Source organism: Nocardioides psychrotolerans, from assembly GCF_943371775.1.
GTDB lineage: Bacteria > Actinomycetota > Actinomycetes > Propionibacteriales > Nocardioidaceae > Nocardioides > Nocardioides psychrotolerans_A.
In genome coordinates this window covers 1-24,897 of record NZ_CALRWD010000016.1, presented here as the reverse complement: position 1 = coordinate 24,897, position 24,897 = coordinate 1, and the positions used below count along the sequence as shown (strand labels likewise).

25 protein-coding genes are annotated in these 24,897 nt (G+C 70.7%); 2 read left to right on the top strand and 23 right to left on the bottom strand.

Annotation, left to right across the window (positions count from 1 at the left end; all coding sequences use genetic code 11):
* Positions 1-4: 4 nt before the first annotated feature.
* The 22 genes from AAG827_RS06895 to AAG827_RS06790 all read right to left on the bottom strand — a co-directional run bounded on the left by AAG827_RS06895 (position 5) and on the right by AAG827_RS06790 (position 22,433).
* Positions 5-1,498, bottom strand: coding sequence for an ATP-binding protein (locus AAG827_RS06895; RefSeq protein WP_341925148.1), 1,494 nt, complete (start codon positions 1,496-1,498; stop codon positions 5-7).
* A gap of 86 nt (positions 1,499-1,584) precedes the next feature.
* Positions 1,585-3,090 carry an SCO6880 family protein gene (locus tag AAG827_RS06890; RefSeq protein WP_341925147.1) on the bottom strand — a complete coding sequence of 502 codons (1,506 nt, stop codon included), beginning with the start codon at positions 3,088-3,090 and terminating at the stop codon, positions 1,585-1,587.
* A 101-nt stretch (positions 3,091-3,191) separates the two neighbouring features.
* Positions 3,192-5,219: a type IV secretion system protein gene (locus AAG827_RS06885; RefSeq protein WP_341925146.1), complete on the bottom strand. Its 2,028-nt coding sequence runs from the start codon at positions 5,217-5,219 to the stop codon at positions 3,192-3,194.
* Positions 5,220-5,290: 71 nt separating this feature from the next.
* Entirely contained in the window at positions 5,291-6,163 is an 873-nt protein-coding gene (locus tag AAG827_RS06880) for a hypothetical protein (RefSeq protein WP_341925145.1), read from the bottom strand.
* Positions 6,160-7,119: a hypothetical protein gene (locus tag AAG827_RS06875; protein WP_341925144.1), complete on the bottom strand. Its 960-nt coding sequence runs from the start codon at positions 7,117-7,119 to the stop codon at positions 6,160-6,162. Before AAG827_RS06875 ends, AAG827_RS06880 begins: the two co-directional genes overlap by 4 nt.
* A 22-nt stretch (positions 7,120-7,141) precedes the next feature.
* A complete protein-coding gene (locus AAG827_RS06870; protein ID WP_301035667.1) occupies positions 7,142-7,435 on the bottom strand; it encodes a hypothetical protein in 294 nt (97 codons plus the stop codon).
* Between the two features lie 44 nt (positions 7,436-7,479).
* On the bottom strand, positions 7,480-8,514 hold the full coding sequence (locus tag AAG827_RS06865; RefSeq protein ID WP_341925143.1) for a hypothetical protein: 1,035 nt from the start codon (positions 8,512-8,514) through the stop codon (positions 7,480-7,482).
* The gene (locus tag AAG827_RS06860) at positions 8,511-8,828 is read right to left on the bottom strand and encodes a hypothetical protein (protein ID WP_341925142.1); all 318 of its coding nucleotides are present in this window, start codon (positions 8,826-8,828) and stop codon (positions 8,511-8,513) included. Before AAG827_RS06860 ends, AAG827_RS06865 begins: the two co-directional genes overlap by 4 nt.
* A 60-nt stretch (positions 8,829-8,888) precedes the next feature.
* Positions 8,889-9,839, bottom strand: coding sequence for a hypothetical protein (locus AAG827_RS06855; RefSeq protein WP_341925141.1), 951 nt, complete (start codon positions 9,837-9,839; stop codon positions 8,889-8,891).
* Positions 9,840-10,204: 365 nt separating this feature from the next.
* A complete protein-coding gene (locus AAG827_RS06850; RefSeq protein WP_341925140.1) occupies positions 10,205-10,348 on the bottom strand; it encodes a hypothetical protein in 144 nt (47 codons plus the stop codon).
* A complete protein-coding gene (locus tag AAG827_RS06845) occupies positions 10,348-13,695 on the bottom strand; it encodes a LysM peptidoglycan-binding domain-containing protein (protein WP_341925139.1) in 3,348 nt (1,115 codons plus the stop codon). The genes AAG827_RS06850 and AAG827_RS06845 overlap by 1 nt, the downstream gene beginning before the upstream one ends.
* Positions 13,696-13,801: 106 nt before the next feature.
* Positions 13,802-14,176 carry a pilus assembly protein TadG-related protein gene (locus AAG827_RS06840; protein ID WP_341925138.1) on the bottom strand — a complete coding sequence of 125 codons (375 nt, stop codon included), beginning with the start codon at positions 14,174-14,176 and terminating at the stop codon, positions 13,802-13,804.
* A 203-nt stretch (positions 14,177-14,379) separates the two neighbouring features.
* Entirely contained in the window at positions 14,380-14,898 is a 519-nt protein-coding gene (locus tag AAG827_RS06835) for a TadE family protein (protein WP_341925137.1), read from the bottom strand.
* Entirely contained in the window at positions 14,895-15,344 is a 450-nt protein-coding gene (locus AAG827_RS06830; protein WP_341925136.1) for a TadE family protein, read from the bottom strand. The genes AAG827_RS06835 and AAG827_RS06830 overlap by 4 nt, the downstream gene beginning before the upstream one ends.
* A 99-nt stretch (positions 15,345-15,443) precedes the next feature.
* Positions 15,444-15,668, bottom strand: a complete 225-nt coding sequence (locus AAG827_RS06825) for a hypothetical protein (RefSeq protein WP_341925135.1) — start codon at positions 15,666-15,668, stop codon at positions 15,444-15,446.
* An 89-nt stretch (positions 15,669-15,757) separates the two neighbouring features.
* Positions 15,758-16,681, bottom strand: coding sequence for a hypothetical protein (locus AAG827_RS06820; RefSeq protein WP_341925133.1), 924 nt, complete (start codon positions 16,679-16,681; stop codon positions 15,758-15,760).
* On the bottom strand, positions 16,678-17,607 hold the full coding sequence (locus tag AAG827_RS06815) for a hypothetical protein (RefSeq protein ID WP_341925132.1): 930 nt from the start codon (positions 17,605-17,607) through the stop codon (positions 16,678-16,680). Before AAG827_RS06815 ends, AAG827_RS06820 begins: the two co-directional genes overlap by 4 nt.
* A 1-nt stretch (position 17,608) precedes the next feature.
* A complete protein-coding gene (locus AAG827_RS06810; protein ID WP_341925131.1) occupies positions 17,609-18,970 on the bottom strand; it encodes an ATPase, T2SS/T4P/T4SS family in 1,362 nt (453 codons plus the stop codon).
* Entirely contained in the window at positions 18,970-20,157 is a 1,188-nt protein-coding gene (locus AAG827_RS06805) for a hypothetical protein (RefSeq protein WP_341925130.1), read from the bottom strand. The genes AAG827_RS06810 and AAG827_RS06805 overlap by 1 nt, the downstream gene beginning before the upstream one ends.
* Before the next feature lie 7 nt (positions 20,158-20,164).
* Positions 20,165-20,878, bottom strand: a complete 714-nt coding sequence (locus AAG827_RS06800; protein ID WP_341925129.1) for an SAF domain-containing protein — start codon at positions 20,876-20,878, stop codon at positions 20,165-20,167.
* Complete coding sequence (locus tag AAG827_RS06795) at positions 20,875-21,819, bottom strand: hypothetical protein (protein WP_341925128.1); 945 nt, start codon at positions 21,817-21,819, stop codon at positions 20,875-20,877. The genes AAG827_RS06800 and AAG827_RS06795 overlap by 4 nt, the downstream gene beginning before the upstream one ends.
* The gene (locus AAG827_RS06790) at positions 21,807-22,433 is read right to left on the bottom strand and encodes a hypothetical protein (protein ID WP_341925127.1); all 627 of its coding nucleotides are present in this window, start codon (positions 22,431-22,433) and stop codon (positions 21,807-21,809) included. Before AAG827_RS06790 ends, AAG827_RS06795 begins: the two co-directional genes overlap by 13 nt.
* 378 nt (positions 22,434-22,811) lie before the next feature.
* On the opposite strand from AAG827_RS06790, the gene AAG827_RS06785 reads away from it, so the two are divergent.
* Positions 22,812-23,126, top strand: a complete 315-nt coding sequence (locus tag AAG827_RS06785; RefSeq protein WP_341925125.1) for a helix-turn-helix transcriptional regulator — start codon at positions 22,812-22,814, stop codon at positions 23,124-23,126.
* Here AAG827_RS06785 and AAG827_RS06780 read toward each other — a convergent pair.
* The gene (locus tag AAG827_RS06780) at positions 23,108-23,572 is read right to left on the bottom strand and encodes a helix-turn-helix transcriptional regulator (RefSeq protein WP_341925124.1); all 465 of its coding nucleotides are present in this window, start codon (positions 23,570-23,572) and stop codon (positions 23,108-23,110) included. The genes AAG827_RS06785 and AAG827_RS06780 overlap by 19 nt on opposite strands.
* A gap of 163 nt (positions 23,573-23,735) precedes the next feature.
* On the opposite strand from AAG827_RS06780, the gene AAG827_RS06775 reads away from it, so the two are divergent.
* On the top strand, positions 23,736-24,897 hold a 1,162-nt coding region (locus AAG827_RS06775; RefSeq protein ID WP_341925123.1), incomplete at its 3' end, for an ATP-binding protein.

Below are 24,897 nucleotides of genomic sequence, written 5' to 3'. Positions count from 1 at the left end.
CGGCTCATCGGGCTGTCTCGATGGCCTCGTTGGTCCACGTGAGCTGCTTCTCGAGTGGGTGCAGCACGGTTTGGACCTTGTACGTTGACTCCCCCACCGACCACAGGGCTCGACCCTTGTCCTGGCGGGCCCACCCGGTGACGAGGTCCTGGGCGATGGGCCCGAGCCCGAGCATGGAGTCGAGCTCGCGGGCGACCTTGGGGTTTTGCCCGCCGAGGATCTTCACGTCGGCGAGGTCGAGGAGGTCCTTGGCGATGGTGGCGGCCTGGGAGCCGACGTCGCCGGCAGCAAGGAGGTCGGAGGGCTTGTGGGCGATCGCGAACTGGATGTCGCCGCCGCGGCCGGCCATACCGCGGCTCAGCCGCAGGTCGGCGTCGAAGCTCTTGACCGCGTCCGGGCCCAGCCGGAGCTGGCGCCAGGACTCGTCGCGCACGACGATGCGCAGGTCGCCGGCGTCGGCGGTCTCGCGCATGCCGCGGCCCCAGGAGTTGAGGGCGAGCAGCGCGATGCCCACGGCCTCGTCGCCGAGGTCATCGAGCCGCGACAGGGACAGCGACTGGATGGGCGCGGACCAGTCGACCTCGATGTTGGTGGGCGCGTCGAACAGTCCGGCGAGTGCGCCCTTGACGAGCTGGCCGAGCGCGTCGCGCAGCAGCCGGGTCTCGTCCAGGAACTGCTGGCGGGTGGCGTAGCGGGACCGGGTGATGAGGTCCTCGGTGGGGTTGTGCAGCAGGTGCCACAGCTCGGGGATGGTGGTCTCGCGCAGGGTGCTGCTGCCCTCGCTGTAGCCGGTGAGGTGTTCCAGGGCGGTGTGGACCACGTCGGCGTCGGTGGGGCCGAACGGGACGTGGTTGGTGCCGATGCGCATCGAGCCGACCAGGCCGCGGACCAGGGTGAGCCAGCGGCCGAAGATGATGGTGGCGCGGCGCTGGGCCTCCTCAGCCGACAGGTTCTTCCAGCCATGGCCCAGTGGCCCCATGGCGAGTGGGTTGATCCGTGTTCGCATTCCGGGGCCGATCGCGAAGGGCTCGACACCGAAGGCGCGACACAGCCGCTCGTACTCGTCCTTGGGGTCGCCCAGGATCAGCACCTTGTAGCCGAACGGCATCATCCGCAGGCAGAACGCCTTGGTGGTCGCGGACTTGCCGAGGCCGGGCTTGGCGAAGAAGAAGACGTTGGGGTTGGTGACCGGCACCGCGTCGTCGAGCACCCAGCCGAAGGGGTCGAAGTAGAACGAGCCACCGGAGAGCTGGTCGATGCCCATCTGGGCACCCGTAGGCGGTAGGGCCGGGGCGGAGATGAAGGGCCAGAACACAGGGGCCTGGTCGCTGGTCATCCGGTAGGCCAGCGCCGTGGCCTTGGCGGCCGACCACCCTCGTCCGGGCCGGGCTGCGCCGCGGCGCGGGGTGTGGCGAAACAGTCGGGCCTCCTTGGCCTGCGGTGCCGGCGTGGGGATGGTGGGCAGGTCGTGGCCGAAGTCGGAGAGCAGCGCGGCCATATCGCGTCCGGCTTTGCGACCTCCACGCGGAGCGCCATCGCGGGCGCCGCGACGGATTCGGGATCCAGGCAGGGTGTTCTTGCTCATCAGGCGTCTCCTGCTCGGGTCAGGCTGATGCCGAGCGGCACCGTGGAGGCGGCGAACCCGACGTCTTGGGCGAGGTCCAGGCGCAGCGGGGCGAACCCGGCGCGACGGATCGAGGCGTCGAGGCGGCGGCCGAACTCGCTGATTCGCGACGTCTTCGGGACCGTCACGGTGCACACCGCGTACGGGCGGGTGAGCGCGTTGCCGCGGGCCAGCTTCATGTCCAGGCCCCGGGCCTTGCTGGCGTCGTCGCGCTGCTTGGCGCGGGTCTTGCGGCCGATGCGCTCGTTCATGCCCTCGGCGATGTCGGCGGCCCACTCGGCGTTGCCGCTCTGCCGGTCGGCCTTGGACTGCGACACGATCGGGTAGGCGACCACGAAGCTGCGTCGCTCCCCGGCTTCGCTGGGGGTCAGAATGGGCGCCAGGGCTCCCATCACCGCGCCGCGGGTGGGGAGCTTGATGGTGGAGCTGATCGAGTTCCACGCGTCGTGGCTGTAGTGGCGCACGGTGGCGTCGGCGCCGGACGGTCCCGCCATGGCCCACGGGACGTCGGCGGCCACGCCTGCGTCCTTCTCGCGCATTGAGAGCGCCTCGACGATCCCGGCGCGGTCGCCGGGCGCGAATCCGGTGCGGCACGCCAGCGCGAGCTCCGGTGAGGTCAGCCAGCGCACCGAGGTCATGCCGAGCGGGCCGCGCAGTTGCGCCTCGATCTCGCCGAGCAGCAGGTACAGCTCGCGGCACCTGCCCTCCAGTCCCCCGCCGGACTCCTTGGCAGAGCGGGCGATGCGAGCCTCCGGCACGACGAGGGTCACGAACACCTCGGTCCGCACTGACGCCTGGGTCAGGCCGCGGGCCAGGTCGGCGTTGACGCGCTCGGCGAGCTCGGGGGCGCCGGGCCGGCGGTGCTTGCTGACCCACAGCTCCCGCTCGGCGCCGTCCTCGGGCACGGTGCGGACCACGAAGAGGATCTCGTCGATCTTCTCGGTACGGGCTGCGACGTCGATCAGGCCCGCGAGCGCTTCGCCGTAGCGGGTGCGGTCGTCGCCGTCCTGCATGCCGATGCCGGGGTGTACCACCGCGGCGGTGACCGACCAGGTGCGGGTGGAGTGGTCCTGGACCACGGCCACCCGCTGGAGCTGCGAGCCGTGGGGCGGGCCGTCGTGGATCTGGATGCCTTGCAGCACGCCGGGCAGGTCCGGGGCTTCGAGGTCCTCGGCGCGGCCGCGGGTGGCCTTGGCTCGAAACGAGGTCCAGCCGAGCAGGCCGCCGAAGGCGTAGGCGATCGAGGCGATCATCCAGCCCGTGGCCGAGCGGCCGCGGACGGGGACGACGGTGACGGCGAGCACCATCAGCCAGATGCCGGCGAACAACAGCGCGGAGAACCACGCGCCGCGGCTGATGGCCCAGAAGGCCGGGAGGCTGGCGAGCGACAGCAGCAGCAGCTGGCCACCGGAGAGCCCGAAGAACCAGCCGATGCGGTCTCGCTGGTAGTCGGCGTATGTCGTCATGGCCGTGTGTTTCCTTCCTGGCTGGTCGACCCGTGCGGGCCGGCAGATGACTTGGTGGTGCTGAGGCGGAGCTGGGGAGTGCGGGTCGGTGACATGGCCGGTTAGGCGACGGGCGGGACGGCAGCGGCGCCGCCCGCAGCTCCTCCTGCTCCGCCGGCACCTCCCGCTCCCCCGGCACCGCCACCGGCACCTCCGGGCGGCTTGGGAGCACCCCCGCCACCGCCAGCGCCGCCACCGCTGGGCGCGCCCACTGGGAGGTTCGCCGGGGTGACCGACGGCGTCGGCGGCGTTGGCGAGCCGGACCCGCCGTCACCACTCACACCAGGTGAGCCGCCGTCCTGGCCGCCCCCGGGCCCCTGGCCCGGGCCGCCGGGCTGGTTTCCGCCCCCGTCCGACTGGCCGCTCGAGTCGTTGCCGGACTGGTTGCTGGACTGGCTGTTGTTGTTGCTGCGGGTGCCGCTGAAGTCGGGTCCGTAGGTGTTCTGTCCGACGCCGGCCTGGTTGGTCTCGTCGGCCATCAGGGAGGTGGCCTTGGCGCCGGCGCTGCTGATCATCCCCATGCCCTTGGCCATCGCCTGGCCGCCGGCGCCGAGGCTGCCGAGGAACCCCTGCGCGGACTGGCTGAACCGGTCGCCGGTGGAGCCCTCGGCGTTCTGCTCGCCGGCCGAGCGGCCGCTGGAGTCGGCCGAGGACGCGGCCGAGGAGCCACCGCCCGAGCCACCGCTACCGGAGAGCAGTCCCTGGATGCCTCCCTGGACCGCCATGCCCTGGCGGAACGAGGCGCCGCTGGGGGTGCCGGGGTCGACGAAGGCGAGCAGCTTGAACAGCGCCAGCGGGGCGACGACGCTGACCAGGATGAGCATCACCGCGGGGAGTGCGGTGCCGATCGCCTTCTGGGTGCCGTCGGAGAGGTGCGCGGCGACGCCGTTGGACATCTGTACGCCGATGCCGAGCACCATGATCATCAGGACCGGAGTGAACGCGGCGGCGTGGAACCAACGCAGGCTCTTCCAGAACCACGATCGGGTGAAGTCGGAGACCAGCCCGGCCGCCGAGATGGGGCCCGTCGCGGTCAACACGAGCAGCGACGCTGCGCGGGCCAGGTAGACCAGGATGTGCCCGATGGCGGCCAGCCACAAGAAGATGCCGAGGAAGGCTAGGACGGTGGCCACGGTGGCGTCGGCGATGTCTTCGCTGCCGAGCCCGCCGAGCGGCTCCCACTCTGGCCAGGTGTTCACGTTGAGCAGCGCCTTCATCAGCGCCTTGCTCATGGCCCCGCAGGCGGCCACGATCGTCACGCAGTAGCCGAACCAGGTCGCGCACACCACGACGAACTGGCCGGCGCCGATCAGTGCTCGCGCGAGGCCCTTGCCCTCGCGTTTGAAGGCAGCGGCGCCGAGCTGGATGACGGTCAGGAGCACCACCATCGCGAGCGCCATCCAGAGCGCGAAGCTGTAGACGTCCTTGCCGGGGCCGTCGCCGCGCAGGTCGGGGGTCAGGAACAGCTCGGAGTAGGTCAGCACGATCCGGAGCACGAACAGCCCGGAGTTCCAGATGGCCAGCATCGCGGCGGTCCAGGCGTCAGCGGCGGCCTTGGCGATGATGTCGCCGAGCTCGGCCATGGGGTTAGGGATGTCACCCAGGCCGGGGAACCCGCCGTCGAAGATGTCACCGATGTCGGGCAGCCCAGGGATATCGGGGACGCCCGGAAGCCCCGGGAGCCCCGGCAGCCCGCCGGTTGCGACGTCGCAGACCGCGTCGAGAACGCCGCACCCGCCGAGACCCGGGATGCCGGGCAGGTTCTCGGCCACGCCACTGACGGCGTCGACGCCGTCCTCCACGCCGTCTTTCACCTCACCGGCAGCGCCCTTGCCGCAGTCGATCGGACTGCCGGCACAGTCCAGGACGTCGCCGCCGAGGTCGCACAACGCGTCGAGGCCGGGGCATCCCTGCTTGAGACCCGGGGCCACGGCGACGAACCGAGTGTCGAGCGCGGCCGCCGTGCTGATGGAGCTACTGGTGGCCGCGCCGGCAGCCGACGCGGGCGCGGCCGCGGCCGGCTTGATGGCCGCGGCAGGGCCGATGAGCCCACTCAGCAGACCCACCAGGAGACCGGTGAACAGGGCCAACGCACCAACCCTGGCGCCGGCCCGTCGAAGGCCACTCAGACGCGGGAGGAGCTCTCTGGTCACCTCGCTGGTCACGGGGACTCACCGGCCTCGGCCGAGGAGGCGCCGCTGGTGGGGTCGAGCATGATCCAGCCGGCGTCCTCGAACTGCTTGGTCTCGGGCGCGACGGCCTTGGGCTGTCCCTGCGCGATGAGGTTCTCGAGGTCAGCGGTGCTGCCCTCGACGACCTTCCAGTCACCGCCGTTGTCGGCGTCGGGGTCGGCCACCCAGCGCACCAGCTGGGTGCCGGCGTATAGGCCGTCACGGGCATCGCCGTCGACGCTGGTCAGCGTGACGTAGCTCAACAGGTTGCCCACGTAGTAGTCGGTGTCGAGCTCCTCGAGCGTGTAGGCCATCGGCGTGACCGCGTACGAGGCGGGTGCGGGGACCTGGCCCTCGGCCGGCACCCCCGCCTGCTGGCGCCGCAGTGCCACCGCGTCGTGGGAGCGCTGCTCGAAGACGGCCTGGTCGGTCGGGTCGGAGTACAGCTGGGCCACCGTGGCGGCCTGGTCGTAGTCGAAGCCGACCTGCGCCCTGGCCAGCTCCACCTGGAGCGACACCGCCCCGAGGTCGGTGTATGGAAACCCGGTCGCATACCCGTCGGTCTGGGTCGACCCGGTCGGGAGGGTGACGCCGGCGACCGGCGCGGCCGCGGCGCTCCCGGGGGCCAGCTGCTCGCTTCCCGAGCCACCTGCGGAGCCGCCCGAAGAGTCCCCCGCCGACTCACCTGAGGTGCCGGCAGCAGTTCCGCCGTCGCGATCTGCGGCTCCGTCGTCTCCGCGGGTCCCGAGCCACACCGCGGTGGCGGCTACCACGGCGATGACCACCACGACGGCGATCCGGGCGATGTCGTGGGCGGGGTTGCCGGCCGGGGTGGGAGTGGTGGATGTGCTGCGGGCGCTCATGAGTGTGCTCCTCCTTGCTCATCACTGGGCTCGTCGCTGTGGTCCTCGCCTTGCTTGCCCGCCTGCTCGTCGCCGGGGCTGCCCGTCGACGGATCCGTGGTCCAGGTGCGCCAACCCGCCTCAACGGCCAGCTCGGTGCCGGGCCACGTGGCCGGTGCGGGCGCCGGGGGTGCGCCGGGCGCGAGCATCCAGCGCCCCCCGACCCACTGCATGCGCTCGCAGTGGCCGAACGCGGAGTGACCCTCGGAGCGGTAGGTCGCGGTGACCTTCAGCAGGACGCAGACCGTGGCCCAGCCGGGCCCGTCTGTGCCTTTCACCAGAGATGCCGCCGGCGCCACGGCCACCGAGGCCGTGGCGCTCTTGACGCTGCCCATCTCGCTGCTGCCCAGGAAGGCCTCGACGCTCGAGGTGATCCACCAGTCGTCGGCCCCGACGCCACCGGGCAACGCCCAGCTCGCGTAGACCTCCTGAGCGGTCTGCAGGCTCATCGACTGCAGCACCGCGGTGTCGATCTGAGCGAGCTGCCCGATCGCGCCCTCGGGGGTGGCCGGGAAGCCCGTCATGACCAGGCCGGGGCCATTGATGCCGGTGCCGGCCGGGATGCTGATGCTGCCCTGGTCGGCGCCGGAATCCCCACTTCCGTCCGGGTCGCTGGGGTCGTCGGGGAACGCCGCGCTCGATGGGACGCTGAGCATGGGTTCGGCGGCAATCTCGTCGCGGTGGCTGGCGCCCCTTGCCACGGTGGAGCGTTCGGTCTCGCCGGTGGCCACGTCGCCGACGGCCGTGTCGTCGCCGTTGAGCCCGGACACGGCCAGATAGATGGCGTACCCCAGCCCGACCAGCAGTGCGACGGCGACGACGACGGCCTCGGTCAGGATCGCGATCAGCCGCCCGCGACTCCACTCGCGGACACCCGAGGTCTCCTGACCGGAACCACTCGTGTTCCTGGACTGCATGGCACCCATCGGCGAACTCCGATCAGATGCAGCCGTTGCCGAGGATGCCGTTGAGCATCCCGGGCAGGACCAGGTAGGCGATCGCGCATCCGAAGACGACGACCAGCGAGATCACGCCGACCTTCGAGGCGTGGGGCAGGGCGAACATCCGGCCGGCGATCACGGCGCCGATCCCGATGATGATGGCGAGACCGAAGAGGAGGATCACCCCCCAGAGCACGTAGCCGGTGATCTCGTTGGTCGGCCCCTCGGCGCCGGGCGGTGCCTTGGGGCACACCTTGGCGGCCATCACGGTGGTGCGGGTCATCAGGTCCATCGGTCGGTTCCCTTTCGGTTGCTGTGTAGGTCTTGCGGTGGGTCTCAGCCGGGCCGGTCGGTCGGCTGGTCGGTCAGGTCGTGATCGGTGAAGAGGTCGAGCTCGTCAGCTGCCGCCCCGAGGTCCTGGTCGGCGTCGTGGTCGACGGCGTGCGCGTGGGCGGCGTGCGCGTGGGCGGCTGCGGCGAGCAGGGCCGGCGGCACCGGGCGGGAGTCCAGGCCGTGGATCGACAGACCCCGGTCCTCAGGGATTTCGACCAGGCGCCCGCCGTTCAGCGCCCGCCGGGTGTGCGGTCCGCCGGCGTGCTCGACGCCCCGGGGCCACTTCTTACGACGGGGTCCGACCACGGCCACCCAGGTCCGGTCAGTGACGTGTGCCCCGGCGTGGTTGACGAGAAGCTCGAGGGCGCCTTCGAGTCGGCGCATGCCGGGGACGGTGGCGGTGCTGACCAGGAGGACCTGGTCGGCGCTGGCGACGGCGTCGCTGACCCAGGAGTCGGTGGTCGTCAGCTGACCGACCTCCCAGCCGACGTCTAGCACGGTCAGCTGGGTGGTGTGCTCGGCCGGTATGGGTGAGGGGACCTCGTCGACGCCGGCGAGGACCTCGCAGACGCGTTCGATGAGGACCTGCTCGCGCCGGCCCTGCCGCCATCCCGCGGGGTGCAGGCCGAGCTCAGCGTCGGTGGCGGCGGCCAGGCCGGAGGCGCTGGCCGAGCAGCACTCGACGACGCGAGCCGGTACCTCGGCGCTCAGCGCCACGGCAAGGGCCACGGTGCTGGCTCCGCTTGAGCCGGAGGTCCCGATCACGGCAACGACTCGCTCCCCCGGCTCGAGGGTCCAGTCGACTGCGTCGGCGGCGCGGTGGCGGTCGCCGCCTCCGGTCCGTGCCGCGGCTCGGCCCGCTGCGCGCGGCTCTGCCGGGTGTGCGCCCGAACCGGTCGATCGTGTGGTGGGTCGGGTGGTGGGGCGGGCGTCTCGGAACTCCCCGGCCTGGAGGGCGCGGACCGCGGCCTGCACCTCCTCCAGCGCGAAGGGACGCGCGGGCGAGCCGGTGTCGGCGTTCAGGGTGCTGCTGCTCATGAGAGCTCTCTCGCGGGCCGCCCGCTCGGCTGGCCGGCTGACTGGGCCAGTCCGGGCTGCATGGTGCGCCGGGCGGCACGTCGATAAGCCATGGCGGCGCGGACCTCGGCCGGGGTGAGCGTCGCCAGCGCATGCTTGGCCGCCTGGACCGCGCGCAACTGGTCCATGCCGCCGGTGAGCCCGGCGATGACCTCGCCCTCGCGGCCCGCGATCTCGAAGAGCTGTGAGATCTCCTGCACGGAGCGCTGCTGCTCCGCTTCCATCCCGATGGTGTGCTGGGTGTCGGTCATGTCCTTCACCACCTCCCTGTTCATGGCAGTCGCCTAGGTCCGCGGGACGCTCGGGAGCGATCACTCGCCGGCTTGTTGTTCGGCTCATTCGTCATGGCCGAACCTCCCGGCCGCCTGCGCCAAGGCGCGGACGCTGCGTGAGGCGTTGCGTCGCACGGTGGCCTGGGAGACCCCGAGCTGGGGGGCGACGCGCATTGAGAGCTCGTTGCCGATCAGCCCGCCGTAGCCGCGGCCGAGGTTGCGGGTCTGGACCCGGTCGGCCTCGTGCACCAGGCACAGCAGGAGGCGTCGGTCGGACTCGCTGATCACGTCCTGCTCGCACGCCCAGGTGAGCAGCTCGAGCAGCTCCTCGGCCGGTGAGGTCTCGGGCTCGGCCGGACCCGGGGCCGCGAGTACCTGGGGTTGGTGGCCCAGGGCGCTGGCACCACGCTCGCTGGGAGGCCGCTCGCCGTCGGCCCACGCGCTGCCGCCGCTCGGCAGGTCGCCGAAGGAGAAGGTCTCGACCAGGTCGGTGTGTGCCCAGGTGCGGTCGGCGCGCGTGAGGTAGAAGTAGTCGCCGACCTCCCGCAGGACCCCGACCTTGGTGTTGACGATGATGTTGGAGGCGACCTTGGTCAGTCGGCGCCACGGGAACGAGCGGACCTCGATCCACAGCTGCGAGGCCACCAGCTCGTCGATCCGCTCGACGGCCCACCAGGCCCCGGCCTGGATCGGTTGGCTGTCGCGGAAGACCTCTTGGGTCGGCAGCGAGCTGAGCCAGCCGGCCAGCCGGCACGCGCCGGGGAGCAGGCACTTGGCCAGCGCCGCCGCGGCCGCGATGTCGTCACCGCCGTCGGGGGCGGCGAGCATCGCCAGGGCGAGGAGTACTTTGTCTGCTTCCTCGCGGGTCACCGTGGGCAGCCAGGGCCGCAGGTCGTCGAACCTCGTAACGACTCCCAGGCGGGTGTCTGCGGCCACCCAGCGGGGCCACATCTGTCGCGCCTGGTCCAGCAGCTCGCTGTTCTCCTCCAGTCCAAGCTGGTCGCCCACACTCATGCCGGGGCCTCCCTTCCGTCGTGTCGCTGCACGGCAGGAAGATGGCTCGCGGGTGTCCCTCTCGGTGTCCCCCCAAACACCTCGAATCGGTTGGGGGACATGGCGGGGGGACGTGTGTTTGCGCAGGTCAGAGGGCGTCCCCCCGAAAATTGCGGAAAGTTCGGCACAGGGGGTTGCGCCTCATCACGCCGGCGTCGTTGTGACGGCAGGGTCGGACGCTCAGCAGCGGCTCGGGACTCCCTCGAGGCGAGCCAGTTGGCGTGCGAACGACGCGCGCCCGGGCGGCTCCGCCGGCACGATCTGAGCCTGCTCGATGAGCCGGCGGCGGCCCAGATCAGTCACTGGCCTGGCCCGGCCCCTGGCTCTCAGGGCGTGGCTCGGCGCGCGACCTCGCCGCGCAGCAGCGCACCCCACTGCTGGTGGCCGGCTGCCTCGCGGTGGTGACCCTGGGCGCGGAGCCGGCGCTCTTCGACGGACTTCGCACGGAGGGCCGTGGGGGCCGGCTCCATCAGCTGGCCATCCACTGGTGGTTGCGGATGATCTCCTGGGTGCGCTCGGGGAGGTCGAGGGGGCCGTCGCCATCCTCGGACCGGTTGCAGACGTCCTCGAGCAGGATGCGCATCGCTTCGGTGTTGTTGCCCTCGGCCTCGGTCAGCGCCACCTGGCACAGCTGGACGACCTGCTCGTCTGGCACCGCAAGGATGGCGACTTCGGTGGCCGCCCGGGCGCGCACCAGGTCCCCGGCGTGCAGGCAGTGGGTGACGACGGTGAACGCGACATCGGCGATGGCGTGGGCGGCATGCTGGTCGTGCGGGTCGCCCTGGTACAGCCAGCTCCAGCCGCCCTGGCGCAGCTGGTCGAAGGGTCGGCCGGTGACCAGCTCCAGCGCCTGCAGGAGGTCGCTGTGCGTGCCTCGGGCCCGCAGGCGGCGGAACAGGTCCCAGTCGGTGAGGAGGCCGCCGGTGACTTGGTAGACGTTCACGCCGCGAGACTGGGCCGCGGGCGACTTGCTGGCGTGGGGCAGGTAGTGCTCGTGGGTCTCGGGGTCCTCGCCCAGCCAGTGCCGCACGAGGTCGATGTACTTGCGAACGCGGGCGGGGTCGTCCCAGCCCACGGCCTCGGCCAGCTCGTCGCGGGTTGCGCCGTTCCGGGGCCGGAGCGCGAGGTAGGCGACGATCTCGGTGCACAGCGCCTTGTACTTGGCCAGGGGCCGGCCGTGGGTACGGACCGCGACCGGGCCGAGCAGGGTGAGCTTGGGCCGCGGGCACTGCGCGTCGAACCAGTCGGCCAGGTCGGCGTCGAGGGCCGGGTCCTCGGCCTTGACCTGCGCCAGCACGCTCTGCGGCACCTTCGGCGCGATCGCTTCCAGGTCCTCGAGGACCACCGGCGCGGCAGTCACGTACTCCTCGTCCGTGCCGGCCAGCAGGCTGGTCGCTGGCTCGTCGAGGTCCTCCTCAAGGGTGCTGCGCGGCAAGGTCAGCTCGCGCCGCAGCGCGCCGGTCTGGTCGACGAACGCCTGCCACCCCTCGGTGGCCTCTTCGTCGACGGGGACCTCGACGTCGTCGAGGATCTCGCTGTGGGCGTAGAGCAGCGCACAGCCATGAGCCTCCTCGCTGGTCAGTCCGACCGCCGCCAGGTCGAGCCCCTGGTCGCCGAGGAGCACGCGGCCGGTACCGGTCACCTCGACGACGGTTGTCCCCGTCTGCCCGGCCCCGGAGGACACGTCCTGCGTGGCCGGCGACATCGCAGCGACCACGATGGCGGTGCCCGTCCGGCCCACGTGCGTAGCCACCAGGTGCCGCAGCTCGTGCAGCGCCCCGCTCTCGGTGTTGCCCTCGGCGGTGACCAGGAGCACCCGGGCGGGCCACACGTCGTCGTCGAGACCGCCGGTACGGCCGGTGCTGACGTCGGTGTCGTGGCCGGCGGTTCGATCGACCATCGACACCGCCGCGGCGAGAACCTCGGAGGTGACGCGGTCGCCCTCCCACCCGGCGTCGTGGTAGCGGATCCGGTCGCCCAGAGCCTCGGCCCCCTGCGCGATGCCGACGCAGTCGATGCTCACCTGATGCGACCAGGGGTTGACCGCCATCTGGGCGGCCAGGTGGCGTGCGAAGTCGCCGGCACGAGGTGCGTCGCCCACGACTTTGAGGGTCCCGAGCTCTTCACAGTTGAGCAGCCAGATGTCGCCCTGGTGTTCGCCCCGGTGGTCGACGTGGCGATTGCTCTCGTTAATGGGTGGTGCGGCGGCCTCGTCGCGGCGGTCATCGACGCCGATCGTGACGAGCATCGGGTAGGGAGCCTCGGCCCACCCGTGGTCCGGACCAAGGTCCTCGACCGCTGCACTGGTCGAGCACGACCAGTGCAGTCGATCCGGGCTCCCCTCCCAGGGGGCGGGCAGGTCAGCCGGGCCGCTGAGGTGAAGGGTCACCACGTCCTCACGGAGCTGCACCGCCGCGAGGGGCGGCATCTCGGCCCGGTGGGTGCGGGCATGCTCGGCGAGACGTCGAAGGGCCTCATCCATGAATGCCACCGTCGCTGCGACGGGTCCACCGGCGGCATTGATCGTCATCTCGGTCGGCGCGAGCTCGGCCGGCGGTGCAGCGATCGCTCGGCCGGGACGGCGCGCCCGGAACTGTGCCCGGCGCCGACGCTGCAGCCCGAGGTAGAGCGCACCGGCGAGAAGCACTCCCCCACCGGTCAGGCCGGGCAGCACCCAGCCGGCATCGAGAACGCTCTCGTCGCCAGCCGCGTCGCCAGCCTCGTCGGCGCTCTGGTCCACCGCCGCCGTCTCCGCGCTGGGGTTCTGCTCCTCGGTGGCGTCAGCCTCGCCGCCCTGTTGTTCCTGGTCCTCTTGGTCATCCTGGTCCTCTTGGTCATCCTGGTCCTCGGGCACGACGTCGGGAGTCTCAGGAGTCAGCTCGCCGGACCCGTCATCACCCCGGTCGCCGTGCTCGTCCTGACCGCCCCGGTTGCCGTGGTCGTCGTCGCGGTCTCCGCCGTCATGTGCCGTCCCGCCACCGGGGATGGTGATCTTCCATCCGACTTCGATGTGGTCGGGGTCGACGAGGTGATCCCCGCCGGGCTGGAGGGTGCCGGTCGATGCCTCGTAGAGCTCCATGTAGCGGGCGGGGTCGTCGAGCTTGGTCTCCGCGATGTCCCACAGGGTGTCCTTCGGCTTGACGGTGTAGCTGCCGTCCCGCCGGTCCTGGTGGTCCTTCTGGTCGCGCTGCGAGGCGGGCGCGTCGTTGACGTGCGCGCCGGCGGGGAGGCGGAGCGTGGAGCCGGCTGGGATGGTCTGGGTGGCCTGGATGAGGGCGGTGCCGTCGCTGAGGGCCTCGCCGCGGTTGAGGTCGAGGAGTTCACGCCACCGCGATCCGTCGTCGAGGTGAACCTCGGCGAGCTTCCACACCGTGGTGTCGCGGTCGATGGTGACGATGGGCCCGGGCGCGACCTGGTCGACGTCGCGGCGCTCGACTGTGTGGCTGGTCGTCGGCGCCCTCTCGGGCTGCGGGGTGGCCGCGGCGGTGGCGGCCAGCGAGGGACCGCCGGCGCTCGAGCCGATGCCACCGCCAATGCCAAGGGCGATCACCGACGTGACGAGCACGCGGGCGAACTGCTGCTGGCCGCCAGAGGCGAACCCGACGCGCTGGGGCACCTTCCCTCGTACTGCGCCTGCCAGCTCGATCAGGATGCACGCGGCCATCTGCGCCCAGGCCAGCCACCCGACGACGGCAAGGGCCCCGAGGATGGTGCGGTTGGTGAGCAGCTGGACCTCCGACCAGCCGCCGGCCGGCCACGGGTTCCCGACCCACGCGAGCAGGACCAGGGGCGCGCCCACCACAAGCGCCACCAACACGATCAGGGCTCCAACCCCGCGTATCAGCCTGTTCAGCATGGTGATCCTCCTTCTCGGGTCGGCGTCGCTGGGCACCGTCGCCGCTTTCGGTGCTGAGAGCGACGTATCAGCCGTCGGGTGTCGAGATGGCGTCGGCGGAGCCGGTCTCGTTGATCTGGATTGCTCCTACGCCGATGAGGCTGAGGAACTGCGGCCTGCGGCTGTCAGTGACGGTGACGACGACGCGGCTGCCTTGGACGTTGACGGAGCCGGACCAGCCCGCCTGGCGCAGCACGCTGGCGGCTCGGGCGATGGCCGCACCGGCGTCGACCTGGTCGCTTCCCGAGCGCACTGCCGAGGCGGAGAGCTCATCGGCACCGGCCCGCGCGGCCTGCTCGGCTGCGCGCTTGGCCTCGACGCGCTCGTTGATGAGCTCGCCTCCGCCGCCGACGAGAGCCATGAGCGCGACGAACGCCGTGGTGGCGATGATCATCGTCCACACCGCGGCGGCGCCTCGCTCGTCGCGAACGCGCCGGTGAGGGCGCCGGTTCGACGCTGAGATCCAAGCCGCGATCAGGCGGGCAGCCCTCAGGGCGAGGCCCCGTGCGATGCGCTCGGGGGCACGCGGGTGCGTCTGTCGGCGTGACGGGTTCGCGATCCGTCTCGATCGCCAGGGGGCGCGAGTGCGCGCGCTGTGTGGCGCGGTCACGACTCGCTCCGGTAGGTCTCGATGGGCACGACGGCGCGCTCGGTGAATTGAGTGTTCGGACGCAGGCCCAGCTGCTTGCCGAGGGAGCCGGTGTCGAGCAGCGTGACGGTGCAGGTGACCTCGGCGACGACCTGCCCGCCGGAGGTGAAGTCGCTGCCGGCGAAGGAGACGGTGAGGTTCTGGCAACTCTTGCCGCGCTCGGCGAGTGACTTCGCTGCGGCCTGGCGGCCCGCGGTGGTGCCCTGGCCCATTCCTGATTCCAGCGAGGCGGCGCGGGCTGCGGCGTACGCGGCGTCGTTGGCCTGCGCTGAGCCGTCCACGTATCGGCCGGCGGCGACCACGACCAGCACGATGCTCAACGCGGCGGTCGCCATGATGAGTGTCTCGACACCCGCCGACCCCCGCTCGTCGCGCGCAGGTGCCAGCCGGCACAGCCGGTGGCGGCCCACGACGACGGCCCGGGCGACGAGACGACTAGGGAGACGGCGAGGCATCTGCGTGGCGCGGCTGGTCATTCGACGAACCTCTCCACGGGTGCCGTCGCGGTGGAGGTGATCGAGCCACCCAGCCACGGCGCCAGGGTGACGACGTCGACCGTGACGGTGACTCGGGCCTCGGTCGCCGAGCGGCTGACCGACACGCTCGAGCCGGTGACCGCCGGCTTGCCGTCGTCGTTGACGTATTCCTTGGCGGTGCTGCTGCCGGCGCCCTCGGTTCCGTAGTAGCGGGCTGTGGCGACCGCGCCCTCGCGGGCTGCGGCCTCGGCGACACGCTGGGCGTGGAACCGGATGCCGTACTGGACCAGCGTGGTGAACAGGAAGATCAGCACCGTCGCCACGATCAGGAACTCCACACCAGCGGCGCCCCGCACGTCTCGCTCGCCCCGGCGCGACCGGACGTTGCGGAGGTGGCGGTGGGTGAGGAGGGTGCGGCGGCCGCGCTGCAGCAGACCGGCGTTCACGCGGGTCGCACCTCCTTGATGTGGTGGGCTGGCGGGACGAGGTACCAGCGTGAGCCAGGCCTGTGCCCGGTTGGGCTGGGCGGTGGGTGGTGGGAGGGTCTACTTGCCGAGCTGGCCGACGAGGCTCTTGGCGAACGCCATGACGGAGTCGCCGGCGAAGTAGGCGATCGCGATGCCGGCGCCGAGGATGACCAGCCATTCGACCGCGCTCGCGCCGCGCTCGTCGCGATTGCGCGGCTGGCGAATGAACGCGGTCGCCGAGCCCTTCATGCGCAACATCAGGGGCAGGATCAGGACGTTGAGAACACGGATCAGGTTGAACATCTGGACTCCTCTTGCAGGATCGTGTGGCGCATGTGGGGGAATGACCGCTACGGGGCGGGAGCCGGGCTCGGCCGGGATCAAGGGTGGGTTCATGGGGCTCCCGCGGCGGATCGGAGCGCGAGGATGTAGGGCGCCGCGATGTAGACCGAGGCGAGCATCGCGGCGACCAGCGTCAGCTGGCGCATCGACTCGGTGGCCGTGTTGGCACGCTCGACCGCGCCGGCCAGCCGCGAGGAGCGCATCGTCTTGGCTCGGGCGATCAGTGACGCCTTCACCCGTGCGCCGTCGTCTTGGGCCAGCTCGATGCTGGAGCGCAGGCTGATGAGCTCGGGGATGCGGTACCTTTCCCCCAGCTGCCCGAGCGCTTCCCAGGCGGTGATGCCGCGCGAGGGTGCCAGGTTGATGGCGGTGCGGATCTCGTCGAAGACGCGTCGGGTGCCGATCTGTGAGGCCGCGGGCAGGGCTTGGGCGTGTCCTTGGCCGGCTTCCATGCTCATGGCGACGAGGTCGAGGTAGATCGAGAGCGCTTGGCTGTACTCCTCGCGGGCGCTGGCTGCCTGGTTGCGCAGATCCCTGATCGAGAGCACCACGGCCGCTACGGCCAGGAGGGCGCCGACGATCGGTGCCCACTGCACGGTGACGTCGTCGCCTCGCAGGCGGCGGGCCAGGATTAGCACGATGGGGGCCAGGCCGAAGCCGAGAGCGAGGCCGGTGACGCGGGTGAGCCAGGACTGCAGGTCGCGCTGGGTGATGGCTAGGTCGGGTGCGAGGTTGTCGAGGAAGTCGGGGCGATGAGCCCGCAGGAGGTCGACGACCGAGCGGGCGATGCGACCGATGGGTGAAAGCTGCTGGGGGGAGTCGGCGCGCTGGGTGGCGCGCTCGCGGCCGCGGCGCCAGTGGTCGATCTCCGCGACCAGGTCGGGGGCCGGTGGGAACAGCAGCCAACGCAGCTGCAGCAGCCCGAGCGCGAGCAGCGCGCCGAGGACGATCACGCCCGTCGTTGCGTGGTTCATCGGGTCCCCTCCTCGAGCGGCGTCCGAGCTGCGCCCGGCAGTGTGTTGGCTGTCTTGGGCCGGTAGGTGGCGGCCTCGAGGACCTCTGTCGCCGAGGACAGGAACCGCGGCTGGATCTCCGGTTCTGCGAGCTTGCGGACCCGGCTGAACACGAACACGAACGCAACGGCGAGGAGTAGCGGCAGGACCTGGGCGGCGCTGTCGGCCTCGTCGGGGAGGCTGGGCGGTGCGAAGAGGTTGGCGCCGATGACCAGCACCGCGGTCAGGGCGGCGACCTGTGCGGCCTCGCGGCGGATCATGTTGCGCTCGCGCATGATCTTGGTGCGCTGCTCGAGCTCGTCGCGCAATGCTTCCGACAGGGTGCCGAGCACGTCGGAGAGCCGGCCGCGGCGCTGGCGGGCCGAGAGCGCGAGTGCGGCCACGACGGTGTCGGCGCTGGCGTCGTCGACCTCGTCGGCGAACAGGCTCAGCGCCTCGGGCAGCGGGACCTTGACGCTGAGCCGCCGCGACATCAGCCGCAGCGGGACGATCAGTACGTCGGAGGCGGTATCGACCGTGCGGGGGATGACCGACTCCAGGCCAGAGCCCTTCTGCGCCAGGTCGCGCAGCGCCTCGGTCCACTGGGCCAGCGCCTCCAGCTTGGCCATGGCGGCACGCTCGGCTCGGCCGCCGCCGACCACCATCGGCCACAGCACCACCGCGGCGCCGCCGATGACGCCGAACACGAGGTTGCGGCTCACCAGCACGACCACGCTTCCGACCGCCCCACCGGCGATCAGCGTCCGCTGCTCGTGGGCCGAAAGCCGGCTGCAGCCGTTGCGGACCCGCTCCCCGGTTCGGAGGGAGGGCAGCAGCGGCAGGCCTCGGATCAGGCGTGCGATGCCGAGCAGGCCGAGGGCCAACGCGATCCCGAGAAGCGCGACCATGTCAGACCCACCCTCTCGAACTGCCGGGGTCGTCCCATTGGCCCGGGTCGCGGTAGCCGACATCGCGCAGCGCCTCGATGCAGTTGATGGCTACCGGCTCGTCGCGCACCGCCATCCCGTCCGGGCCGGGCCGGAAGATCTCGTTGGTCTTCAACCCGTGCTCGTCGTAGCCGACGATCTCGCGTACCGAGTGCACGACCCGGCGCTGGGCGCCCTCGCCCCGGTAGCGGCGCGCGAAGACGAGGAAGTCGAGACCGTTGGCGATCATGCTCACCGTCGCTGCACGCGGGAGCCGCTCGGGGGCCTGCACCGCGTAGGCGATGATGTTCTCCACGATGCCCTCGGAGCTGTTGGCGTGGATCGTGGACAGGCTGCCGTCGTTGCCCTGCATCATCGCGTTGAGCATCACCAGGGCCTCATCGCCCAGGACCTCACCGACGATGACCCGGTCGGGCCGCATGCGCTTGGAGATGGTGACCAGCTCTCGCATGGGCACGGCACCCTCACCCTCGGCGTTCGCCAGACGCTCCTCCATCACCACGGTGTCCGGGTGGGCCTCGACGTCGTCCTCCAGGCCCAGCTCCAGGGCCCGCTCGATGGTGATCAGCCGCTCCTCGGGACCGATCTCCGCGGCCAGAGCTCGCAGCAGCACGGTCTTCCCGGAGCTTGTCTCGCCACCGATCATGAGGTTCTTCTTCGCGCGTACCGCCGCGGCGAAGAAGTCGGCCAGTGGCTGGTCGATGGTGCCGTTGGCCACCAAGTCTTTGAGCGTGTACCGCATGTGCCGGTGGTGCAGCCGGATCGCGATCACCGGCGCCGTGCTGACGGCCATCACGGCCTGGACGCGCGCCGACCCGAGGCGGAAGTTGACGTGCGGGTTGGCCGAGTCGAAGCTGCGGCCCGAAAGGCCCTCGTGGGCGGCGAGGGTCTGGATGGTCTCGATCAGCTCCTCGTTGGACGCGAACACCGGAGCGACCTTCGCCCTCACACCGTTGGTGTAGTCGACGAAGACGTTCTGCCAGGAGTTGACGTCGATCTCCTCTATCCGCTCGTCACGCAGCAGCGCCTCCAGCGACCCGGCGCCGTAGAGCCGGTTCTTGAGTGCGTTGACCAGGTCCTGGGTGTCCTCCCACGACATCTGTCCCAGACCGCCCTCGGCCTGGGACCGGGCATGCTCGTCGACGACGCGGTGGGCCAGCTCGGCCTTGAAGGCGTCGGTGTCCTCATCCGACAGCGGCGGCTGGTGGCGGCGCCGGCGCTCGGAGAGGTCCGCCTCGAGCAGGTCCCCGACACGGACCTGGAGCCGGCGCAGCAACGCGTGGTCGAGGCTGAGGACATCTGAGCGTGCTTCGGATCGCTCCATCAGCGGCGCTCCTGTCGTGCTGCGGACTCCCAGCGGCCGACCCCGGCGCCCTGACTGTCAGCCTGGTCGGTCTGACTGTCGGCCTGGCCGATCAGGTGGCCGTTCTGCTCGCTGTCAGTCGGGGCGGGCGGCGTCTCGGCGCCGTGGCTCGGTGTCCAGGCGGGCGGAGCACCGAGATGCCGAGTAGCCGCCTGGGTAGGTGCGTCATGCTGATCCTCCCCGCGAGATCCGTCGGCGGGAACTGGCGCGTCGCTAGATACGTAGGGCGACTCCCAGGACTGCGGCTGGTCCTGAGTCTCCTGCTCGTCCCGACGTCGACGACGCGCACCGAACTTGTCGCCGCTCCTGGCGGACGGGTCGGCGTGCGAGAGCCCGGTGGCCAGGCCGACCATCCACATCACCTTGCGGGCCGACTTCATCAGCGGCGACTTGCGCAACGCTTTGGCCCAGGGGTCGGCGCCGTTCTCGAGCTGTGCGACCGCGGCCGGGTCCCAGGCCAGCCAGCTGACCCCGCGCAGGGTGGGCCCGACGGCGGTCTCGCCGAGGATCTCCGCGACGCTGTTGGCGATGGTGCTGCCGTGCTGGCGTGGCGCGATGACCACTGGTAGCACGACAGGGGGTCGGCCGTTGCGCTCGGCGATTGCCGGCACGAGGAGCTCGAGGCGATCGACCATGTGCTGGACCGATGCCATGTCGCTACGGCACACCGGGACCAGCGCGTCGGCGGCGGCTGCGACGGCTAGTGACGGCGACCCGGTGTGGATGCGCCCCAAGTCGGCGAAGACCGGCACCGTCTGCGCTTCGAGCGCGCTGGCCAGCACGGGCCAAGCCAGCGATGTGCCGTGCTCGGCGGCCATGAACCCGGGAACGACCCGCACGTGCTCCGACAGTGCGTGCGAGCCGTCGCGCCACAGGTCGCGATGACGTCGCTCCGAGGCTCCCCCAGGCCCGTCGAGCGAGGTGCGCGGTCCCGACGTCCGGCCTTGGCCTGATCGGCCGGCACTGACGCTGAGGACTGTCGGGGTCGTGGGCAGCGGGTTGCCGTCGTGGCGGATCCGCAGCGCGAGGTCGCCGCCGTAGGGGTCGGCCTCAACGACGACTGCCGGTAAGCCTCGAGCGGCCGCCAGCGCAAGCGCGGTCGTGGTCGACCCGGGGGCGCCGCGGTCGGCGCAGATGGCGAACAGCATGCAGGCCTCACTCCCCCGCTACGTCGCGGCTGGTGAGCGGCGCCTGGATGATCGTGACCTGACCGGCCGCGCTGTAGGCGGCGACCTGCTCGGCCTCGCCGTCGTCGACGAGGACCGTGACCACGCGTCCGCCTTCGGGGGTGTCTCCCACCGACTGCACGGACGCGGCCTGGGAAAGCACCGTCGGCGCCTGGAGCTGCTCACTGGAACCCTCGGCACCCTCGACGGGCACCACGATCACCGACACGACATCCCCCGCTGACAAACCACCCGGGACGCGGCCGCTCGGCAGCGCGATCGCCACCACCCGCTCGTCCTCGCCGGGGACCAACTCGTCGGTCAGCGCGGCGTCGGTGAGCACCTGGCCCTCGACCAGACCGGCCGCGGCCCGCTTGCCCACCACCGAGTCGACGTCGGTGGCCGGAATCGCGCCCGCCACACCGGCCACCTCAACCGGTCGCACGTCGCCCTCCTCGATCACCTGCCCGGCCGGCACCGCGTCGGTGACGGCCAGAACCTCAACCCGGTCGCTCTGGGACTGGAACAGCGCCAGCAGCCCAATCACCACGATCACCACGAACAGCACCGCGGCCGCCCACTGGCCCAGGCGGCGCGGCGCACGCTGACGCACCCCGCCCAGCGTGGACCGCAGATCCAGGCCCTGGTCGCGCGAACCACGCGCGCCGGTCCGCTGGGTGTTAGTTCCCGAGGTCATCGTCATTGGGTCACCACCGTCTGGCGCTGGCGCACCTCGATCGTCGTTGCTATCCCGGCCAGTGCTGCGACCTCCCCGAGGTCGCCCTGGGGGCTCAGGCACGCGCCGTCACAGTCCCAGGTGACGCCATAGACCAGGTGCGCGGAGACTGTGAATTTGTCGCCGGTGGGGTCCTCGATGGACTTGTACGCGAACGAGCAGCTCGTCAGCGCCGCGTCGGTCATGCCCGCCTTCCACGCCCGGCCGGCGTCGTAGCAGCTCTTCACGTCAGCGCCCATGTCCCACTCCACGCGGATCGGCTCAGCCGTCACCGTGACCGACGTCGGCCCGGCGGTCACCGTCTCGGTGATGTTGTGCCACTGCGATGCTGGGAGCCACAGCCAGTTGTCGATTCCCACATAGGTGTGGAAGCCAGGCTTGGGTGCAATGTTCGCCCTTGCCTTCCTCAGCTTCATCCGCCCGAGCGCATCCTGCGCCAACACGCCGGGGTCGATCAGCGGATCCACACCGTTCGGGACGAACCACGTGTTCTCTGGGATGGCGACAGTGCGATCGCAACTCCACACGCTCCCCTCGGACGGATCATGGCCCTTCCACAGCAGGCTTCCTGCTTCGGGTTGAGGCACGATCTGGAACGCATAGCATCGACGACCCACGTCCCAGGTCCCGCCGTACTCGTCAATGCACGGAACCTTCTTCGCCCCGTCGAAACACCCTCCCGCCACGGACACGACCTCGCCCCCGTTATCTCCCGGGTCCTCCGTTCCGGGCTCGCCAGGGTCTGTAACGACGATGCAGATCCAGCCACCGCCTGCGTCCTGCACGGGACTGGTGCCCGGCGGGCAATCCGGGCCGTCCGCGGCGGCCGCGGACTGGGTGGCCACGATCGTTACCAGCACGCCCGCAACCAGGACGACAGCGGCAAAGAGTGACCTCAGGGCGTGCATGGGCGGGCTTCCCCACTGGAGGCGTCGACGACGCCATAGATGAGCCAGTCATAGCCCTCAGGCTTCTCGAGGGTGATCGTCCGGAGGTTCGGCTTGAGCGCCCATGCCGGGCGGTCCGCCTCCTTGCCGTTCTGCTCCGTGATGATTGGCCCGTAGTCCACGCACTGGTTGATAACCACAGAGCGGCCGCTGTTGCTGATGGACTTCGCTTCGGACCAGTAGACGTCGGCCAGACCCGTCCGCGTGACGCCACCTTGCTCATAGCTCAAGAGCAGCTGGTCTTGCCCCTGCCACAGCGGGGAGGGGTAGTACTGCTTGAAGAGGGCTTCGGCGCGGTCGGTCGCCTTGCCTTCGGCCCAGATGGGTTCGCTGCGAGTCACGTACTCCTGGTAGCGCGAGAGCGCGTCCTCGTACCCGGCGAGCTGGGCGTCGGTGTACTTGTCCTGCCAGGCGGTCTCGGTGGGACTGGGCTCCGTCGGCGACGGGCTCTGCGTGGTTGGCGTGCTCGACGAGGAGGGCGTGGCCTCGGGCTCGTCGTCCCCTCCTCCGCAGGCCGCAGTGCCAAGCAACGCGATCAAGACGGTCGTGACTGCGATTCGTCGTGAAAACGGCATCAGAATCGACCTCCGAGTGAGCTTCCCCTGGTGCTGGTAACGGTAGAAAAGTTCGGCAACACGCTCGTTGCGAACCGACTGGGCATGGGACTGCAATGCATGTCAGCGGTCGCACCTCCCCGTTTCTGGTGGAGGTGCTTGTCGGGTCGGCTGATGGTCGCCCTGGTCTCCTAGGACGCTCTGAGACCGCACGGCGATCAGCCACATCCAAAGTTGGCACATCAGCACTAGTGGTGATCCGCGCCAAACGTGAGGTTCCGCCGATCGCCCGAGATGCCATCGGCCACTCCCCCGCTCATCGGTTGACGGTGTCCGTCAAATCAGCGTATCGCAGTAAACGCGAAACCAACAGGGTCACGACTCAGGCAGAATGCGGGCGTGCCACGACTGTCGACGCCGGGAGACATGCCCGAAGACGTGCTTGCTGTCATCGACGTCATCGGCAACAACGTACGCACCGAGATCCTGCGGTGTTTGGCGCAGGAGGCAATGACCGCGCGCGACTTGGCCGACAGCATCGGCGTGCACGTGGGGAGCGTGCATCGACATCTCGTGCTGCTCGAGCAGCACGGATTGATCGCCACCGATGTTGGCGCCGGGAAACGGCAAGGCCAGACGGTGCTATGGCGTACCGACACCTTCAAGGTAGCGGTGTGCGGCGCGGTGTGGACTCGCTACGCCTCTGGCGAATGAACCGGACTGCGGCTCAGGTTGTCGGGCTTCTTGGAAAGGTCTAAGGCTGCGCAGATGGTGTCGAGTGGTACGGCGAGCGCGCGCGCCATCGCGCGCAGACTGGCGGCGCTGGGGGGACGCACCCAAGAGCCGAACTCCCAGCGCTGGTAGCTACGAAGCGAGATGTGTGCCGCGGCCGCGGCTTCAGCCGCGGACAAGCCGGCGCAGTAGCGCAGTGCTCGCAGGTCGCGGCATTGGGGCTCGACATCGAGCAGGTCGACCACGGGAGCATGAAGGACGCGCGCCAGGCGCGCCAACGAGCCCGGCCTGGGCTCGTCAAGGCCGAGCTCCCAACGCGAGATGCGTTCCCCTCCGGCGACACCAATCAGCCGCGCAAGCTGCTGCTGGGTCAGCCCGAGCCTCTCGCGGGCTGACCTAAGTGCCGCGGGGTCGACGCCGGAACTCATCAGGACCACACAATAGTCCTTAGGCCTCTGTGTCTACCCGTCCGCCGGCGAGGGCGACGCGGGGTGGTCGGCTCGCGACGAAGTTGGACACCGGACATCATAAGAACGTATAAACAGACGAAGTTATACGGAGTTCTACGGTGTAGCGCGAGAGGTGGCGATGATGGACAGCCCGTACAGCCCGGGGTTCGGCGCCAGGCCGGCCGTGCTGGTCGGCCGTGAGGCCCAGCTGGCCCGCGCCGCGGCGAGCCTGACCCGGGTGGCCAACTCTCGCAAGGCGGCGTCCTCGGCGCTGGTACTGACCGGGGCCCGCGGCTTGGGCAAGACGGTCACTCTGGGTGTGATCGCCGAGACCGCGACCGACCGCGGGTTCGTGACGGCGACGGTGGCCTTCGACAGCGTCTCGGACAACGTCCAGCTCCTTGCCGGCCGGATCGCTGAGGCGATCGCCCCCCTGGAGTCCAAGGCCAGCGAGGGCTGGGCTCGGTTGCGCCAGCGGCTTGCGGGCCTATCGGTCGAGCTCAACGTCGGCGTCGTGACGATATCCTCCTCCCCCGCTGGTTCGGCGGACGATCACCGCAGCGCCGTCCAGCGCCAGGTCCTTGCCGAACTGCTCTCCGGGGCCGCACGACTGGCCACCGAGCACGACCGACCTGGACTGGCGGTTCTGCTCGATGAGCTGCAGGAGGCCCCGCACGCGCAACTGGTGGTGATCGCCAACGCCATCCAGGACGCACTCGGCAGCAACGGCGGTAGCGCCCCATTGGTCGTCTTCGCCGCCGGCTTGCCCGAGACCCCCGAGCGGGTGATGGCTGCCGCGTCTTTCACCGAGCGCTTCGACTTCCGCGGCCTGGGCCGCCTGGACCGTGATGCTGCCGAGCGTGCGTTGATCGAGCCTGCCAACCAGGCGGGCGTGACTTGGGACGCCGCCGCAGCAGCCGGGGTTCTCGAAGCGGCCGGCGGCTCGCCTTACCTGATCCAGCGACTGGGCGATGAGGCCTGGCTGCTCGCCGACCCGGCCCAGGGCGACACCATCAGCCTGGACCACGCGCAGGCGGCCGTGACCGAGGTCCGCGACAACCTCGCCGGCGGCATGTTCCGGGGCCGGTGGGTCAAGGCCACTCCGCTAGAGAGGGCGTTCATGGTGGCGGTCGCCCAGGTAGTCGACGACCAGGGCATTGCCCAGACTCGTCACATCACCGCGGTGACTGGTCGCACGACACCGCAGTGGAGTCGGGTGCGGGGCTCCCTGATCGACAAGGGCCTGGTCGAGTCAGCCGGCACCGGCACGCTCCGATTCACCATGCCCGGCTTCGCGGAGTTCG

Coding starts and splice junctions, on each gene's coding strand:
- AAG827_RS06860 (WP_341925142.1), bottom strand. CDS start 8,828: ATGAACAGGGAGGTGGTGAAGGACATGACCGACACCCAGCACACCATC.
- AAG827_RS06790 (WP_341925127.1), bottom strand. CDS start 22,433: ATGCCGTTTTCACGACGAATCGCAGTCACGACCGTCTTGATCGCGTTG.
- AAG827_RS06870 (WP_301035667.1), bottom strand. CDS start 7,435: ATGGACCTGATGACCCGCACCACCGTGATGGCCGCCAAGGTGTGCCCC.
- AAG827_RS06850 (WP_341925140.1), bottom strand. CDS start 10,348: ATGGAGCCGGCCCCCACGGCCCTCCGTGCGAAGTCCGTCGAAGAGCGC.
- AAG827_RS06890 (WP_341925147.1), bottom strand. CDS start 3,090: ATGACGACATACGCCGACTACCAGCGAGACCGCATCGGCTGGTTCTTC.
- AAG827_RS06820 (WP_341925133.1), bottom strand. CDS start 16,681: ATGAACCACGCAACGACGGGCGTGATCGTCCTCGGCGCGCTGCTCGCG.
- AAG827_RS06810 (WP_341925131.1), bottom strand. CDS start 18,970: ATGGAGCGATCCGAAGCACGCTCAGATGTCCTCAGCCTCGACCACGCG.
- AAG827_RS06855 (WP_341925141.1), bottom strand. CDS start 9,839: ATGAGTGTGGGCGACCAGCTTGGACTGGAGGAGAACAGCGAGCTGCTG.
- AAG827_RS06895 (WP_341925148.1), bottom strand. CDS start 1,498: ATGGCCGCGCTGCTCTCCGACTTCGGCCACGACCTGCCCACCATCCCC.
- AAG827_RS06875 (WP_341925144.1), bottom strand. CDS start 7,119: ATGCAGTCCAGGAACACGAGTGGTTCCGGTCAGGAGACCTCGGGTGTC.
- AAG827_RS06780 (WP_341925124.1), bottom strand. CDS start 23,572: ATGAGTTCCGGCGTCGACCCCGCGGCACTTAGGTCAGCCCGCGAGAGG.
- AAG827_RS06880 (WP_341925145.1), bottom strand. CDS start 6,163: ATGAGCGCCCGCAGCACATCCACCACTCCCACCCCGGCCGGCAACCCC.
- AAG827_RS06835 (WP_341925137.1), bottom strand. CDS start 14,898: ATGACCAGCCGCGCCACGCAGATGCCTCGCCGTCTCCCTAGTCGTCTC.
- AAG827_RS06795 (WP_341925128.1), bottom strand. CDS start 21,819: ATGCACGCCCTGAGGTCACTCTTTGCCGCTGTCGTCCTGGTTGCGGGC.
- AAG827_RS06865 (WP_341925143.1), bottom strand. CDS start 8,514: ATGAGCAGCAGCACCCTGAACGCCGACACCGGCTCGCCCGCGCGTCCC.
- AAG827_RS06825 (WP_341925135.1), bottom strand. CDS start 15,668: ATGTTCAACCTGATCCGTGTTCTCAACGTCCTGATCCTGCCCCTGATG.
- AAG827_RS06805 (WP_341925130.1), bottom strand. CDS start 20,157: ATGCTGTTCGCCATCTGCGCCGACCGCGGCGCCCCCGGGTCGACCACG.
- AAG827_RS06800 (WP_341925129.1), bottom strand. CDS start 20,878: ATGACGATGACCTCGGGAACTAACACCCAGCGGACCGGCGCGCGTGGT.
- AAG827_RS06815 (WP_341925132.1), bottom strand. CDS start 17,607: ATGGTCGCGCTTCTCGGGATCGCGTTGGCCCTCGGCCTGCTCGGCATC.